At 63.7% G+C, this 15075-nt stretch carries 14 protein-coding genes and 1 pseudogene; 8 read left to right on the top strand and 7 right to left on the bottom strand.

Going from position 1 to position 15075, the window contains the following annotated elements; genetic code table 11:
• Positions 1 to 134: 134 nt before the first annotated feature.
• The gene (locus tag F6X40_RS05440) at positions 135 to 404 is read left to right on the top strand and encodes a contact-dependent growth inhibition system immunity protein (protein WP_260336412.1); all 270 of its coding nucleotides are present in this window, start codon (positions 135 to 137) and stop codon (positions 402 to 404) included.
• A gap of 106 nt (positions 405 to 510) precedes the next feature.
• Here F6X40_RS05440 and F6X40_RS05435 read toward each other — a convergent pair whose 3' ends face one another.
• Positions 511 to 1329, bottom strand: coding sequence for an SIR2 family NAD-dependent protein deacylase (locus F6X40_RS05435; RefSeq protein WP_187627059.1), 819 nt, complete (start codon positions 1327 to 1329; stop codon positions 511 to 513).
• Positions 1330 to 1584: 255 nt separating this feature from the next.
• Here F6X40_RS05435 and F6X40_RS05430 point away from each other — a divergent pair, with 255 nt between their 5' ends.
• A complete protein-coding gene (locus F6X40_RS05430) occupies positions 1585 to 3825 on the top strand; it encodes an NADP-dependent isocitrate dehydrogenase (protein ID WP_187611030.1) in 2241 nt (746 codons plus the stop codon).
• A 90-nt stretch (positions 3826 to 3915) separates the two neighbouring features.
• Here the strand turns inward: F6X40_RS05430 and F6X40_RS05425 are convergent.
• A pseudogene (locus tag F6X40_RS05425) lies at positions 3916 to 4206 on the bottom strand (flagellar motor protein MotB); the annotation flags it as partial.
• Positions 4207 to 4444: 238 nt separating this feature from the next.
• Here F6X40_RS05425 and F6X40_RS05420 point away from each other — a divergent pair.
• From F6X40_RS05420 to F6X40_RS05405, 4 genes are all read left to right on the top strand, one after another.
• Positions 4445 to 5380: a spermidine synthase gene (locus F6X40_RS05420; RefSeq protein ID WP_187627058.1), complete on the top strand. Its 936-nt coding sequence runs from the start codon at positions 4445 to 4447 to the stop codon at positions 5378 to 5380.
• A 260-nt stretch (positions 5381 to 5640) separates the two neighbouring features.
• Positions 5641 to 5883, top strand: coding sequence for a DUF3311 domain-containing protein (locus F6X40_RS05415; RefSeq protein WP_184059463.1), 243 nt, complete (start codon positions 5641 to 5643; stop codon positions 5881 to 5883).
• The gene (gene mctP, locus F6X40_RS05410) at positions 5880 to 7430 is read left to right on the top strand and encodes a monocarboxylate uptake permease MctP (RefSeq protein ID WP_187627057.1); all 1551 of its coding nucleotides are present in this window, start codon (positions 5880 to 5882) and stop codon (positions 7428 to 7430) included. The genes F6X40_RS05415 and mctP overlap by 4 nt, the downstream gene beginning before the upstream one ends.
• 128 nt (positions 7431 to 7558) lie before the next feature.
• Complete coding sequence (locus F6X40_RS05405) at positions 7559 to 8683, top strand: FUSC family protein (protein WP_187627056.1); 1125 nt, start codon at positions 7559 to 7561, stop codon at positions 8681 to 8683.
• A 26-nt stretch (positions 8684 to 8709) separates the two neighbouring features.
• On the opposite strand, the gene F6X40_RS05400 is transcribed toward F6X40_RS05405, so the two are convergent.
• The 5 genes from F6X40_RS05400 to F6X40_RS05380 all read right to left on the bottom strand — a co-directional run bounded on the left by F6X40_RS05400 (position 8710) and on the right by F6X40_RS05380 (position 13881).
• Positions 8710 to 9129, bottom strand: a complete 420-nt coding sequence (locus tag F6X40_RS05400; protein ID WP_090805641.1) for a VOC family protein — start codon at positions 9127 to 9129, stop codon at positions 8710 to 8712.
• A 255-nt stretch (positions 9130 to 9384) separates the two neighbouring features.
• Positions 9385 to 10338: a transaldolase gene (gene tal, locus F6X40_RS05395; RefSeq protein WP_187627055.1), complete on the bottom strand. Its 954-nt coding sequence runs from the start codon at positions 10336 to 10338 to the stop codon at positions 9385 to 9387.
• 214 nt (positions 10339 to 10552) lie between these two features.
• The gene (locus F6X40_RS05390; RefSeq protein WP_187627054.1) at positions 10553 to 11773 is read right to left on the bottom strand and encodes a benzoate/H(+) symporter BenE family transporter; all 1221 of its coding nucleotides are present in this window, start codon (positions 11771 to 11773) and stop codon (positions 10553 to 10555) included.
• A 61-nt stretch (positions 11774 to 11834) separates the two neighbouring features.
• The gene (locus F6X40_RS05385) at positions 11835 to 13010 is read right to left on the bottom strand and encodes a vWA domain-containing protein (RefSeq protein WP_187627053.1); all 1176 of its coding nucleotides are present in this window, start codon (positions 13008 to 13010) and stop codon (positions 11835 to 11837) included.
• A gap of 28 nt (positions 13011 to 13038) precedes the next feature.
• On the bottom strand, positions 13039 to 13881 hold the full coding sequence (locus F6X40_RS05380; protein WP_184065638.1) for an AAA family ATPase: 843 nt from the start codon (positions 13879 to 13881) through the stop codon (positions 13039 to 13041).
• A 316-nt stretch (positions 13882 to 14197) separates the two neighbouring features.
• On the opposite strand from F6X40_RS05380, the gene F6X40_RS05375 reads away from it, so the two are divergent.
• Together F6X40_RS05375 and F6X40_RS05370 are read left to right on the top strand one after the other, a co-directional pair.
• A complete protein-coding gene (locus tag F6X40_RS05375; protein ID WP_184021535.1) occupies positions 14198 to 14566 on the top strand; it encodes a c-type cytochrome in 369 nt (122 codons plus the stop codon).
• Between the two features lie 46 nt (positions 14567 to 14612).
• Positions 14613 to 14993: a c-type cytochrome gene (locus F6X40_RS05370; RefSeq protein ID WP_184065640.1), complete on the top strand. Its 381-nt coding sequence runs from the start codon at positions 14613 to 14615 to the stop codon at positions 14991 to 14993.
• Positions 14994 to 15075 lie beyond the last annotated feature (82 nt).

The raw sequence follows: 15075 nt of genomic DNA, 5'->3' as shown, positions 1-15075 counted from the left end.
TGCGGTCGCGGCGAATCTGTGCATCCCGTTGCGGAGAGACGCGTATGAGCGTTGTACCCGTCATTCTCAAATACGAAACGTACAACGAGACGCCATGCTATGTTCTGAGGGCGTATCTATACTGAGTTCGAGCAATGAGAAAATCTGAATACCCTGAGCTAAGTCAACTATTTGGTGTTTACCTGAACCAGGATTTCGACATATGGGGTGAGACCATTTCCGCTATTGTCGCCTGCTACAAAAGAGATAGCCCGGTGGCTGACCATAAATCAATGCTCGCAGAGATAGAGAGGTTCGAGAGAAAGCACCAGCATGATCTGGATGTCGCGTTCGATCAGGTGTACGGGCTCGAGTTTTCTCCCGTTCCATGGGGCACACGACCGCATCATTTTTTGACGAGTTGAGGCGGCTGCTGAACGAGTAGCCTCCTCCCGACCGAGTCGCCTCACGGCTCTTTTATTGCGATTGCGGCGCGAACTGAAACATCGGGCCATCAGTGCCCCAGATCGCTCAGCCCATCCTTTTGTTCAGCGAACGCAGCACATCGAGCGCGCGACCCGCTAGACCCAGACCTATGCGTGGATCGACCGCACATTCGCGTGGATTGATCCGCACGACGCGCGGTCCAAATCGTTCGCTCTGGTCACGAACGGTCGGTATCGCGCGACCCGCGCCGATTTCGATGACGACAGCTTGCTCGACGCTCAACAGCCACGCCTCGTACCGCATCCGTTGATGCCTCGTGCGAGTTTCAACCCAATGCCAGTCGTCAAACATCAGAATTGCCGGTCGTGCGACGCAGCCGCAGTTCGGGCACTTCGGCAACGGCGATAGCAGTGCACAGCGATTCACGTCCACCTCTGGCTGGAAACCATCAGCCGACCACATCTGATGCGTGCAGGACTGTCCGCATTGCAGGAAGTGGATCGATCCGTGACATTCGAACAGGCGATCGTCGGCGAAGCCGGCCTTCTGGAACTGGCCATCCACATTGCTGGTGAACACGAACCCGCCGCTTCTTTTCGCTGATGCCCAGCGGCGCAAGATCTCGAAACCCGCGTGCGGGACGGTGCGCCGGTACAGGTTGAGCCGATGGCCGTAGAAACCCCATGCGCGGACCGGATCACGCAGGAAGGCCGTTCCATTGGCAATGTCATGGAAATTGATTCCGCCGGTCTTCAACGCCGGATAAGCCGCCCAGAATCCGTGATCGCCTCGAAAGTCGGGTAGCCCGGAATCGACGCCCATGCCTGCGCCCGCCGTGATCAGAATGCCGTCGGCTTCGCGTATCCAGTCAGCCGCGATCGTCATTTGCTCTGCCGTGTCCATGCGTGCTCCCGTTGTTCACATTCCGAATTCTCCTCGCAGCCCAAAAATGAGGCAGAATCCAACCGTGCGACCCGCTGCGCGACGCAGTCCGCCGTGTTCGCTTAATCGTTCCGCTTTGGCGTTCCAGGGCCCCGCGTCGCCATCCGCCACGCACAGCGTTTGTGTCCTAGCGTTGTCGTTTTCCTGATCGACGTTTGCGCATCCTGCCCGTATCACGTGCGAGATGCCTCTCAACCGCCCGCCCAGAGCCTAGCAATGACGACCCAGCAACCGACCATCATCTACACCCTTACCGACGAGGCCCCGCTGCTTGCGACGGCCGCGTTCCTGCCGATCATCCGGACCTTCACCAGGCCGGCCGGCATCGAGGTCGAGACCAGCGACATCTCGGTCGCGGGCCGCATCCTCGGTGAGTTTCCCGAGTTTCTGACCGAAGCGCAGCGGGTGCCCGACAACCTCGCGGAACTCGGTCGCCTGACCTCGTTACCCGATACCAACATCATCAAGCTGCCCAACATCAGCGCATCGGTGCCGCAACTGACGAGCGCGATCAGGGAACTGCAGGCGAAGGGCTACAAGGTGCCCGACTATCCGGAAGATCCGAAGACCGACGAACAGAAGGCGATCCGTCAGCGCTACTCGAAGTGTCTCGGCAGCGCGGTGAACCCGGTGCTGCGCGAGGGCAACTCTGACCGTCGCGCGCCGGCCGCGGTGAAGAACTACGCCCGCAAGCACCCGCACAGCATGGCCGAATGGAGCATGGCATCGCGCACGCACGTCGCGCACATGCGGCACGGCGACTTCTATCACGGCGAAAAATCGATGACGCTCGATCGCGCGCGCGACGTAAAGATGGAACTCGTCACGAAGAACGGCAAGACGATCGTGCTGAAGCCGAAGGTCGCGCTGCAGGACGGCGAGATCATCGACAGCATGTTCATGAGCAGGAAGGCGCTGCTAGCGTTCTATGAAGACCAGATGGAAGATGCGCGCAAGACCGGCATGATGCTTTCGCTGCACGTGAAGGCGACGATGATGAAGATCTCGCACCCGATCGTCTTCGGCCACGCGGTGAAAGTGTTCTACAAGGACGCGTTCGCGAAGCACGGCAAGCTGTTCGAGGAACTTGGCGTGAACGTCAACAACGGCCTCGTCAATCTGTATGAGAAGCTCGAGACGCTGCCGGAATCGCAGCGCGAGGAGGTGATCCGCGACCTGCACGCATGCCACGAGCATCGTCCGGAACTGGCGATGGTCGATTCGGCGAAGGGTATCTCGAACCTGCACGCGCCGAACGACGTGATCGTCGATGCGTCGATGCCGGCGATGATTCGCCTCGGCGGCAAGATGTGGGGCGCCGACGGTCGTCCGAAAGACACCAAGGCGGTGATCCCGGAAAGCACGTTCGCGCGCATCTACCAGGAGATCATCAACTTCTGCAAGACCAACGGCGCGTTCGATCCGGTCACGATGGGCACCGTGCCGAACGTCGGCCTGATGGCGCAGAAGGCGGAAGAATACGGCTCGCACGACAAGACCTTCGAAGTGCCGGAAGACGGCGAGGCGCGCATCGTCGATCTAGCCAGCGGCGAGGTGCTGCTCACGCAGAACGTCGAGCAGGGCGACATCTGGCGCATGTGCGAGGTGAAGGACGCGGCGATCCGCGATTGGGTCAAGCTCGCGGTCACGCGCGTGCGCAATTCGGGCATGCCCGCGGTGTTCTGGCTCGACCCGTATCGCCCGCACGAAGCGGAGCTGATCAGGAAGGTCGAGGCCTACCTGAAGGATTACGACACCACGGGCCTCGACATCCAGATCATGTCGCAGGTGCGCGCGATGCGTTACACGCTCGAGCGCGTCGTGCGCGGGCTCGATACGATCTCGGTCACCGGCAACATCCTGCGCGATTATCTGACCGACCTGTTCCCGATCATGGAGCTGGGCACGAGCGCGAAGATGCTGTCGATCGTGCCGTTGATGGCGGGCGGCGGCATGTACGAGACCGGCGCGGGTGGTTCGGCGCCGAAGCATGTGAAGCAGCTCGTCGAAGAGAACCATCTGCGTTGGGACTCGCTCGGCGAGTTCCTCGCGCTCGCGGCGTCGCTCGAAGAACTGGGCATCAAGACCGGCAACAACCGGGCGAAGATCCTCGCGAAGACGCTCGACACCGCAACCGGCAAGCTGCTCGACAACAATCGCAGCCCGAGCCCGAAGACGGGCGAGCTCGACAATCGCGGCAGCCAGTTCTATCTGGCGATGTACTGGGCGCAGGAGCTGGCCGCGCAAACGGACGACGCCGCGCTCGCCGCGCAGTTCGCGCCGCTCGCGACGCAGCTGACCGCCAACGAGCAGGTGATCGTGGCGGAGCTCGCGTCGGTGCAGGGCGCGCCGGCTGACATCGGCGGCTATTACAAGCCGGACTTCAACAAGCTCGAAGAGGTGATGCGGCCGAGCCGCACGCTGAACGAGGCGCTCGGGGCGGTACGCGTCGAATGACGTGATGCGTGAAGTGAGGTGATGTGAAGACGAGCCGCCGGCGGGCGGCTCGTAGCAGGGAAGGGCGGCCAATGCTACCGGCGAACGCGTTCAATACTGCACGACGATCGCGACCCGCCGGTTGGCCACTCTTGCCGCCGCGTCATTGCCGGCGACCAGCGGAAAATTGTCCGCCCGTCCGATCGCGGCCAGCCGATGCGGCTCGATCCCGCGCTCGACCAGATACCTGACCACGGCCCCCGCGCGAGCCGACGACCGCTCCCAGTTGGACGCATACTTCGCGGTCGAAATCGGCACACTGTCGGTATGCCCCTCGACGAGCACATTCCCCGTCGCATCCTTTGGCAGTCCCTGCGCGATCTGATTGAGTACATCGAACGAATCGACGACCTTCTTGTCATCGTTTGCGCGTGGCGTAATGGCGCAGGTTGGTCGCGACCCAGCGGCCGCAAAAATTTATGGTTCTTCGAGGATGCCGAAGTAAATTCGGCTTCGTCGTGGGCGTGTTGTGAGTTCGTTGAAAGCAGTTTGTGAGCGGTTGATTTGAATGAGCGAACCGCAGCGAATGCTATGCTCTCGTTCGACCAAAAATATTGCGCCTGTCGCGCGACATCCCTACATGACGAATCTGATCAAGCGCGCTTCGGCCGAGGCGCGCGCTTTCCGTAACCGCGACGCCCAAGCCATCGGCGGTAAACAGAAAATGGCCCACAAAAAGGCGCCCAAATCCACGCGCAACGCGAACGGCACCGTCGAGCACGACGCACACGACGCGCCGCAAATCGAAGCGCCGCGCAAGCCGCGCTTCGCACCGGTGACGTTCTCCGAAGAGGGCGGCGTGCGCTACCTGCATTTCGGCACGGAATGGGTGCAAGGCGCGATGCGTCTGCGCAAGCCCGATCACATCGAACTCGAATACGCGCAGCAGATGATGGCCTGGCTGCTATTCCTCGAAACGCCGAAGCGCATCGTGCAGCTCGGGCTCGGCGCCGCGTCGCTGACCAAGTTCGCGCACCGCTTCCTGAAGAGCGCGAAGGTCGAGGCCGTCGAACTGAATCCGGCGGTCGTCGTGGCCGCGCGCACGATGTTCGAACTGCCGCCCGACGACGCGCGTCTGAGCGTGCATGAAAGCGACGCGTGGGACTTCGTCAACGAGAGCGCGAACCACGGCACCATCGGCGCGCTGCAGATCGACGTCTACGACGCGACCGCGCGCGGCCCAGTACTCGACAGCGTCGGCTTTTACCGTGCGGCACGTGCGTGTCTGACCGACGCGGGCATCGTCACGGTGAATCTGTTCGGCGATCATCCGAGCTTCGTGCGCAACATGAAACGTCTGAACGAAGCCTTCGACGGTCGCGTCGTCGCGCTGCCCGAAGTGCACGACGGCAACCGTATCGCGATCGCCTTCTCGGGCCCCGCGCTCGACGTGCCGTTCACCGCGCTAGAGGCGCGCGCGAAGCTGATCGAAGCCGAGCTCGGCTTGCCGGCGCGCAAATGGATCAAGGGCCTGCGCGAATCGACGGGGCAGACGGGCGCATCGTTTGCGATCTGATCGGCGCACGGCCGCTTTGCTTCCGGTATTTTTTTCACGTCTACGCCGCAACGTCATCCAGCCTGCATCGTTGGCGCTTCCGTCGCGTTGTTGGACGCCGACGCGCCTCGGGTCGTCCCTGCTTGACCGGGAGTTCGCCACTCCTATACTCTTTCGAAGCTTTCGGGGAGCCCGTGGCTGACTGCGGGACGACCACCCGCTGAGTTCCACCTCCCGTCGACCGCGGGCAGATAAATTCTAAATAGGAAACAGGAGACGTCATGGCTCACGACGCCGACGTGAAGAAAGCCAGCAAGCACTGGCTCTGGCTATTGCTGCTACCGTGGATCGCGATGATCTGGGTGCCGTCCTACAACCGGATCGAGCCGCAGCTGTTCGATTTCCCGTTCTTCTACTGGTATCAGCTGCTGTGGGTGCTGATCAGCGCGGTTATCACCGCGTTCGTCTATTCGAAGACCAGGTCCCGCTATACGGGTCGCACGAACGGGGGCGCGCAACGATGAACCCCATTGCAACTTTCGTCTTCGTTCTGTTTTTCATCGGCGTCACGATTCTCGGCTTCGTCGCGGCCCACTGGCGGCGCGGCGATCTCGCGCATATCGAAGAGTGGGGTCTCGGCGGCCGGCGCTTCGGCACGATCGTCACGTGGTTCCTGCTCGGCGGCGACCTGTACACCGCCTACACGTTCATCGCGGTGCCGGCGCTCGTGTTCGGTGCGGGCGCAACGGGCTTCTTCGCGCTGCCGTACACGATCCTGATCTATCCGTTCGCGTTCGTCGTGTTCCCGAAGCTGTGGAGCGTCGCGAAGCGGCACGGCTACGTGACCTCGGCGGACTTCGTGTCGGCCCGCTACGGCAGCCGCATGCTCGCGCTCGCCGTCGCGGTGACCGGCATCGTCGCGACGATGCCGTACATCGCGCTGCAACTGGTCGGTATCGAAGTGGTGATCGGCGCGCTCGGTTTCGACACGACCGGCTTCGTCGGCGATCTGCCGCTGATCATCGCATTCGCGATCCTCGCGGCCTACACGTACACGTCGGGCCTGCGCGCGCCGGCCATGATCGCGGTCGTCAAGGACATCCTGATCTACGTGACGATCTTCGCCGCGATCATCGTGATTCCGCCGCAGCTGGGCGGCTTCGGCCATATCTTCGGCGCGGTCCCGCCGGCCAAGCTGCTGCTGAAGTCGCCGGACGTGTCGAGCCTGAACGGCTATAGCGCGTACGCGACGCTCGCGGTGGGTTCGGCGCTCGCGCTGTTCCTGTATCCGCACTCGATCACCGCGGTGCTGTCGTCGAAGTCGGGCAACACGATCCGCCGCAACATGGCGTTGCTGCCGGCGTATTCGCTGGTGCTCGGCCTGCTCGCGCTGCTCGGCTTCATGGCGCTCGCGGCCGGCGTGAAGGACATGCCGGAGTTCGCGCCGTACTTCAAGGCCTTCGGCCCGAACTTCGCAGTGCCGGCGCTGTTCCTGCACTTCTTCCCGTCGTGGTTCGTCGGCGTCGCGTTCGCGGCGATCGGTATCGGCGCGCTGGTGCCGGCGGCGATCATGTCGATCGCGGCGGCGAATCTGTACACACGCAACGTGCACAAGGAGTTCGTCAACCGCAACATGACGCACGAGCAGGAGACCAACGTCGCAAAGCTGGTGTCGCTGATCGTCAAGGTCGGCGCGGTGGCGTTCATTCTCGGTCTGCCGCTCACGTACGCGATCCAGTTGCAACTGCTCGGCGGGATCTGGATCATCCAGACGCTGCCGGCGATCGTGCTGGGTCTCTACACGCGCGTGCTCGACTACCGGGGTCTGTTGCTCGGCTGGGCGGCAGGTATCGCGACCGGCACGTGGATGGCGATTTCGTTGAACCTCGCGAGCTCGATCTTCACGATCCATCTGTTCGGCATGGCGATTCCGGGCTATGCGGCGGTGTGGTCGCTGATCGTGAACCTCGTGGTGTCGGTCGTCGTGAGCCTGATCGTGCGCGCGGTGGGCATGCAGCGCGCCGAGGACCGTACGCGTCCGGAGGACTATCTGGACGTCGTCGAAGGCTGATCCGGCTGCAACTTCACACGCTGAAAAACGCAACGTCCGCCTACGAAAGTTGGCGGACGTTTGTGTTTGCGGGGCACTCCAGGGCAGGATAGCGGAACCGTCCTTTCACGCGTTCGCCGCGCGCCGCCATGGCTGCTGCAGATACTCCCACCGTGATCTCCCGCCGCGCGGCACTCAGCCGGATGGTGCGCGCGGTCACGTCGCCGTATTACCGCTACCGGCACGCGAAGGTACTGCATAGCCTGCGCGTCGGCCTCGCGATGCTGGTGTCGATTCTCGCGACGACCGGCATCGATATTCCGCACGGCATCTGGTCGTCGGTAACGCTGCTGGTCGTGATCGGCGGCTTGCAGCATCACGGCAATATCCGCAAGAAAGCGGCCGAACGCGCGGCCGGCACGCTGCTCGGCGCATCGATCGGGCTCCTGCTGATCGTGCAACAGCACTTCATCGGTTCTCTGCCGCTCACCTATGGGCTGGAGGCGATCATCGCGTCGATCTGCGCGTGGTTCGCGATTGGCTCGTCCGGCTATATCGGGCTCCTGACCGCCATCACGATGTGCATCGTCGCGGGCCACGGCGACAATCTGATCGACGTCGGCCTGTGGCGCACGCTGAACGTGCTGATCGGTATCGTCATCGCGCTGGCGTTTTCGTTCGCGTTTCCGCTGCACGCGACGTATTCGTGGCGCTACGGCCTCGCCGCCAATCTGCGCGAATGCGCGGGCATCTACGCGCGGCTGCTCGACGGCGAAACGATCACCGAGGAGGAGCAGATCAAGCGCTTCCTGCGGATCAACAAGCGGCTCGTGCAACTGCGCTCGCTGATGCCGTCGGTCGCGAAGGAAATCGACGTGCCGCAGACGAGGCTCGAGGAGATCCAGCGGCTGCATCGCTCGGTGCTCAGCTCGCTGGAACTGCTTGCCACGGGGCCGCTGATGAACGCCGATGCCGCCGCGCGCACCGCCTATGCAGCGCATTGCGGCGCCGAGGTGCGCGCCGTGCGGGCGATCCTGTTGTCCACCGCGCGCGGGCTGCGTTTTGGCCGTCCGTCGCGCTTTGGCATTCCGGCCGCGGCGCCGCCCGCGAAGGGGCACGGCGACGTGGCCACCGCGTTGCCGCCCGACTGGCAAGGGCCGTACTGGCTCGGTCAGCGGCTCGCGGAGCAGGTAGACCGGTTGCGCGCGCTATTGCTGGAGACCGAGCCGAACTGGAACATCGAGCGGCACGAGCGGGCGACGCGTGGTAGGTAGGTGCTAGCGCTGGCCTGCCCTAAGCCTCAAACCTGCGGCGGCAGCGTGACCATCCACATCATGCCGAAGCGGTCCACTACCATTCCGAAGCCCTTGCTCCAGAACGTTTGCTGGAACGGCATCACGACCTGGCCGCCATCGGCGAGCGCGTTGAAGCATTTTTCCGCCGACGCGCCGTCATCGACGGTCAGCGACAGACTGAAGCCGTTGAACGGGCCGGCCGCCGGATCGCAGTTGCCGTCGGAAGCCATCCACGTGCTGGAGCCCAGCTGCACGCTCGCGTGCATGATCTTGTCGGCGAGTTCGGGGCGTGGCGGATTGTGCGCGTCCGGCGGCGCTTCCTTGAACAGCATCTTGAAGGTCACCTGGGCGCCGAGCTTGTCGGTGTAGTAATCGAGCGCTTCCTGGCAACGGCCGTTGAAGAACACATAGGGCTGAACGTACATGATCGTCTCCATGGTCAGGCGTTGGGCGGGCGCCGTCGTTCCTCGCCAGCGGCGGTGGGGAGAGGCGTCGAGTTCGATTGTAGTCGGTGGCGGCGCGTCGATTGTGACGCTATGTCGCCAGTGGCGACGCAGCGTAAACGAGAAGCGGCGCTGAACCGTGAGGTCCAGCGCCGCCCGTCATCGATTGCATTCGCGCGGAGCCGCGCGGCGAGCGTGAGCGTCACTCAGCCAGCCAGGCCCGCCGCCTCCGGCGCCTCAGCGCAGCGTGTCGATCAGCTTTTCCAGCTTCACCGCGTCCGCGGCGAACGTGCGGATGCCTTCGGAGAGCTTCTCGGTCGCCATCGCTTCGTCGTTGAGGAGGAAGCGGAACGACTTCTCGTCGACCGGCACGCGCTCGATGTCCGCGTCGTGCGATGTCTCCGGCGACAGCTTGCGTTCGACCTTGTCGGTGCTCTCGTGCAGTTTCTGCAGCAGGTCGGGGCTGATCGTCAACAGATCGCAGCCGGCCAGTTCCAGAATCTGCGAGGTGGTGCGGAAGCTCGCGCCCATCACCTCGGTCTTGTGGCCGAACTTCTTGTAGTACGCGTAGATGCGGCGTACCGACTTGACGCCCGGATCGTTGGCGCCGCCGTCTTTCGCTTCGTCCCACGCGCTGCCGGCGTTCTTCTTGTACCAGTCGTAGATGCGGCCGACGAACGGCGAGATCAGCTGCGCGCCAGCTTCCGCGGCGGCGGCGGCCTGCACGAGCGAGAACAGCAGCGTCATGTTGCAGTGGATGCCTTCCTTCTGCAGCACCTCGGCCGCGCGCACGCCTTCCCACGTCGACGCGAGCTTGATCAGCACGCGGTCGCGCTCGATGCCGTGTTCCTTGTACAGCGCGATCAGCTCGCGGCCTTTCGCGATCGAGCCTTCGACGTCGAACGACAGGCGCGCGTCGACTTCGGTCGACACCCGCCCCGGGATGATCTTCAGGATTTCGGTGCCGAAGGCGATCAGCAACTGGTCGATGATCGCGCCGGGCGGCTTCGACGCATGCGCCTTCACGGTCTTTTCGAGCAGCGGCCGGTAGTCGTCTTTCTGCACGGCCTTCAGAATCAGCGACGGATTGGTGGTCGCATCGCGCGGCTTGTACTGCGCGAGCTGCTGGAAGTCGCCGGTGTCGGCCACCACGGTGGTGTATTGCTTGAGTTGGTCGAGTGCGGTTGTCATGTTCGGGCCTTCAGGGCGCGTGTGCGCCATGGTTCAGGAGAAGTGAGGACGCCGCCGCGCCGGCAGGAGGAATCAGCCGGCGCCGGCGGCCGCGGGTCAAGCCGCAGCGCGTCCCACGATGGCTTGGGAAACGCTGCCGGATACATCTATTCTATGGCGGATCGCCGAGGACGGTATGAACACCGGGTATGGACAGCCGGGCGGGGATATCCGTTCACGCGCGCCGCGCGTTCAGCACGACTTGCGTTACCACGCCGGCGACGAGCCCCCAGAACGCCGAGCCGATCGACAGCAGCGTGAGTCCCGAGGCGGTCACCATGAACGTGACGAGCGCCGCCTCGCGCTGCCTCGTATCCTGCATCGCGTTGGCGAGCCCGCTCATGATCGAGCCGAACAGCGCGAGCGCCGCGACCGACACGACCAACTCCTTCGGGAACGCCGCGAACAGCGCGGCGATCGTCGCGCCGAACACGCCCGCGAGCAGATAGAAAATGCCGCCCCATACGGCCGCTGTGTAGCGCCTGGCGGGGTTTTCGTGCGCTTCGGGGCCGGTGCAGATCGCCGCCGTGATCGCGGCAAGATTGATGCCGTGCGAGCCAAACGGCGCGAGTAGCAGCGATGCGACGCCGGTCGTCGCGATCAGCGGCGCGGACGGGGTCGTATAGCCGTCGGCGCGCAGCACCGCGATGCCCGGCACGTTCTGCGAGGCCATCGCGACGACGAACAGCGGAATGCCAATGCTCACGCAAGCCGCCACCGAAAACGACGGCATCGTCAGCACCGGGTGCGCGAGCGCGACGTGAAAGTGGCTGAAGTCGAGCAGCCCGAGGCCGCCGGCGGCTGCGGTGCCTGCCACGAGCGTGGTCGGAATCGCATAACGCGGCACGAACCGTTTGACGATCAGGTAGGTAAAGAACATCGTCAGCACGAGCGCGGTCTGGTACTGCGCGGCGCGGAAAATCTCGATGCCGATCTCGAACAGGATGCCCGCGAGCAGCGCTGCCGCAAGGCCGGACGGAATCCGCTTCATCAGCGCGTCGAACCAGCCGGTGACGCCGACCAGCGTCAGCAGCGCCGCGCAGAAGATGAATGCGCCGATCGCCTGCGCATACTCGACATGCGGCAGCGACGACACCAGCAGCGCCGCGCCCGGCGTCGACCATGCGATCACGATCGGCGCGCGAAAGCGCAGCGACAGGCCGATCGTGCACAGACCCATTCCGATCGACAGCGCCCAGATCCACGACGAAATCTGCGCGTCGCTCAGATGCGCGGCCTGGCCCGCCTGAAACATCAGCACGAGCGAGCTCGTGTAGCCGGTCATCGCCGCGACGAAGCCCGCGACGATCGTCGACAGCGACGTATCGGCAAGCGGATTGAAGCGCCTGGGCGACGTGGCGGCGCGGGACAGCTGGGGCGACGGGAACGAACTCATGCGAAGGCTTTCTTGTTGTGGAAGTTGAAGCGTCGGGACGTGGATTCTGGAACGGCGGGCGTTACTTGCTCAGCACCCGCATGGCCGTCTCGAGGCCCGCGAGCGTCAGCGGATACATGCGGTGGCCCAGCACTTCGCGGATCGCGCTGACCGACTGCCGGTACGGCCACAGCGCTTCCGGCTCCGGGTTCAGCCACGCGAAGTGCGGGAAGTGATCGGCGAGCCGGCGCAACCACACCGCGCCGGCCTCGGCGTTGTTGTACTCGACCGAGCCGCCGGGCTGCAACACTTCGTACGGGCTCATCGTCGCGTCGCCGACGAAGATCAGCTTGTAGTCGGGCGTGAACTTGTGCAGCACGTCCCACGTCGGTGTGCGCTCGGCGTGGCGGCGGCGGTTGTGCTTCCACAGGAAGTCGTACACGCAGTTGTGGAAGTAGTAGAACTCGAGGTGCTTGAACTCGGCCTTCGCGGCGGAGAACAGCTCCTCGGTGCGCTTCACGTGATCGTCCATCGAGCCGCCGACGTCGAGCAGCATCAGCACCTTCACGTTGTTGTGCCGCTCGGGCACCATCTTCAGATCGAGCCAGCCGGCGTTCGCGGCGGTGCTGCGGATCGTGTCGGGCAGGTCGAGTTCTTCCGCCGCGCCTTCGCGGGCGAACCGGCGCAACCGTCGCAGCGCGACCTTGATGTTGCGCGTGCCGATTTCGACCTGGTCGTCGTAGTCGCGATACGCGCGCGCTTCCCATACCTTGACGGCCGTGCGATTGCCGGCCGCGTCGCCGCCGATGCGCACGCCTTCAGGGTTATAGCCGCCGTGACCGAACGGCGACGTGCCGCCCGTCCCGATCCACTTGTTGCCGCCCTCGTGGCGCTCTTTCTGCTCGTCGAACAGTTCCTTCAGGCGCTCCATCAACTTGTCGATGCCGCCCATGGCCTCGATCTGCGCCTTTTCCTCGGGCGACAGGTCGCGTTGCAGCTTCTTCTTCAGCCAGTCGGGCGGAATGTCGAGCGCGAGCTCCGAGGTCGCCGCGACACCGTTGAAAAAGGCGCCGAACGCCTGGTCGAACTTGTCGAAGTACTGCTCGTCCTTCACGAGCGTGATGCGCGAGAGGTAGTAGAACTCGTCGAGCGACGGCGCGATCACGTTGGCCTTCAGCGCTTCGAGCAGCGTCAGGTATTCCTTCACCGAGACCGGCAGGCGGGCGGCGCGCAGCGAGTAGAAAAAGTCGATCAGCATGCTGGATGTCCTGCGGCGCGGCGCCCGCTCAACGGTTGTTGCGGTTCATGAACAGCAGCCGCTCGAACAGGCTCACGTCCTGTTCGTTCTTCAGCAGCGCGCCGTGCAGGGGCGGCACGATCTGCTTCTGATCGGCCGAGCGCAGTGCTTCGGGCGGAATGTCTTCGGCGAGCAGCAGCTTGAGCCAGTCGAGCAGTTCGGAGGTGGACGGCTTCTTCTTCAGCCCCGCGACGTTGCGCAGCTCGAAGAAGCTCTGCAGCGCCGCGGCGAGCAGATCCTTCCTGATGCCGGGGTAATGCACGTCGACGATCTGCTGCATCGTCGTCGCATCCGGAAACCTGATGTAGTGGAAGAAGCAGCGGCGCAGGAACGCGTCGGGCAACTCCTTCTCGTTGTTCGACGTGATGATCACGAGCGGGCGATGTCTGGCGCGCACCAGCTCGCGCGTCTCGTACACGTAGAACTCCATGCGGTCGAGTTCGCGCAGCAGGTCGTTCGGGAATTCGATGTCGGCCTTGTCGATCTCGTCGATCAGCAGCACGCTCTGCTCGTCCGATTCGAACGCCTGCCACAGCACGCCCTTGACGATGTAGTTGCGGATGTCCTTCACGCGCTCGTCGCCGAGCTGCGAATCGCGCAGACGCGACACCGCGTCGTATTCGTACAGCCCCTGCTGTGCCTTGGTGGTCGACTTGATGTGCCATTGCAAGAGCGGCATGCCGAGCGCGGCGGCGACTTCCTCGGCGAGCATGGTCTTGCCGGTGCCGGGTTCGCCCTTGATCAGCAGCGGACGCTTGAGCGTCATCGCGGCGTTGACCGCGAGCTTGAGGTCGTCGGTGGCGACGTACTGCGATGAGCCTTCGAAACGCATGACGAGATGCTCTTGTGCGGGAAAAAACCCAGTATAAGTCAGAAGGCCTGTTGGCCTGAAACCGGCTGACGTATGGTGTCAGCCGCGCAGTGACGCGGCGGCGGTGCCGCTGTGGCGTCGTTGCGAAGCCGCCGCGGTCACGGCGTGGGGCCCGTCCCGGCGGGCGTTGCGCGGCCCCCGTGTCTGGTGGACGTTCGGCGCGGCGTCGCGGTACAATGAGCCCGATTTTTTTGGCCTGCGCGGCTACCCTACAAGAAGAACGGCGCGGACCGCTGCCTTTGTGGGCACCCGTTTCCCCTCAAGCCAGGTTACATCTATGAATAAATTCGTCGGCAAACACGTCGTGATCGTAGCGCTGTCGGTGCTCGCGGGGTATGCGGCCAATGCGCAGGCAGCGGATGTCGTAGGCAACGCCAAGGCGGGCCAGGACAAGGTCGCGATGTGTATCGGCTGCCACGGCATCCCTGAGTACCGCACGGCTTATCCAGAGGTTTTCCGCGTGCCGAAGCTCGGTGGCCAGAATCAGGCGTACCTCGAAAACGCGCTGCGCGCCTACAAGAAGGGCGACCGCCATTTCGCCACGATGCACGCGATCGCGGTGACGCTGTCGGATCAGGACATTGCCGATGTCGCCGCGTACTACGCAGCGCAAACTGCCGCTTCGAAAAACAATCCCGACAAGTGATCGGCGTCGGTCACCAGCACATCCAATTCGCGGGATAGGAGATTTCATGATCAAGCCCCAACAGGCACTCCACACGGTATTCAAGGCGGTCGGCGCGGCGGCGGTCATCGGTCTGGCCGCGGCGAACGCAGCCCACGCGGCCGACGCCGGCAAGGGTAAGGTGCTCGCCGACAGCCACAACTGCGCGGCCTGCCACGGCCCCAACCTGAACAAGCCGGTGAGCCCGGAGTATCCGAAGCTGGCCGGTCAGTACGCCGACTATGTCTACTGGGCGCTGCGTCAGTACCAGATGGGTACTGGCAATCCAAACCTCGGCCGCAACAACGCGATCATGCAGGCACAGGTGCAGAGCCTGTCGCTAGGCGACATGAAGGACATCGCCGCTTACATCGAATCGCTGCCAGGCGACCTCGTGCAGAAGAAGTAAGCGTCGGGCGCCGGTTTCGCGCCGAAGCTTCAAAAGCAAAACACCCCGCCTTGGCGGGGTGTTTTGCTTTGAGGGCGTCGTA

This window comes from Paraburkholderia sp. UCT31 (assembly GCF_014397655.1).
In the GTDB taxonomy this organism is placed as follows: domain Bacteria; phylum Pseudomonadota; class Gammaproteobacteria; order Burkholderiales; family Burkholderiaceae; genus Paraburkholderia; species Paraburkholderia tuberum.
This window is presented reverse-complemented; position numbering and strand designations above follow the sequence as displayed.

Coding starts and splice junctions, on each gene's coding strand:
- F6X40_RS05440 (WP_260336412.1), top strand. CDS start 135: ATGAGAAAATCTGAATACCCTGAGCTAAGTCAACTATTTGGTGTTTAC.
- F6X40_RS05435 (WP_187627059.1), bottom strand. CDS start 1,329: ATGGACACGGCAGAGCAAATGACGATCGCGGCTGACTGGATACGCGAA.
- F6X40_RS05430 (WP_187611030.1), top strand. CDS start 1,585: ATGACGACCCAGCAACCGACCATCATCTACACCCTTACCGACGAGGCC.
- F6X40_RS05420 (WP_187627058.1), top strand. CDS start 4,445: ATGACGAATCTGATCAAGCGCGCTTCGGCCGAGGCGCGCGCTTTCCGT.
- F6X40_RS05415 (WP_184059463.1), top strand. CDS start 5,641: ATGGCTCACGACGCCGACGTGAAGAAAGCCAGCAAGCACTGGCTCTGG.
- mctP (WP_187627057.1), top strand. CDS start 5,880: ATGAACCCCATTGCAACTTTCGTCTTCGTTCTGTTTTTCATCGGCGTC.
- F6X40_RS05405 (WP_187627056.1), top strand. CDS start 7,559: ATGGCTGCTGCAGATACTCCCACCGTGATCTCCCGCCGCGCGGCACTC.
- F6X40_RS05400 (WP_090805641.1), bottom strand. CDS start 9,129: ATGTACGTTCAGCCCTATGTGTTCTTCAACGGCCGTTGCCAGGAAGCG.
- tal (WP_187627055.1), bottom strand. CDS start 10,338: ATGACAACCGCACTCGACCAACTCAAGCAATACACCACCGTGGTGGCC.
- F6X40_RS05390 (WP_187627054.1), bottom strand. CDS start 11,773: ATGAGTTCGTTCCCGTCGCCCCAGCTGTCCCGCGCCGCCACGTCGCCC.
- F6X40_RS05385 (WP_187627053.1), bottom strand. CDS start 13,010: ATGCTGATCGACTTTTTCTACTCGCTGCGCGCCGCCCGCCTGCCGGTC.
- F6X40_RS05380 (WP_184065638.1), bottom strand. CDS start 13,881: ATGCGTTTCGAAGGCTCATCGCAGTACGTCGCCACCGACGACCTCAAG.
- F6X40_RS05375 (WP_184021535.1), top strand. CDS start 14,198: ATGAATAAATTCGTCGGCAAACACGTCGTGATCGTAGCGCTGTCGGTG.
- F6X40_RS05370 (WP_184065640.1), top strand. CDS start 14,613: ATGATCAAGCCCCAACAGGCACTCCACACGGTATTCAAGGCGGTCGGC.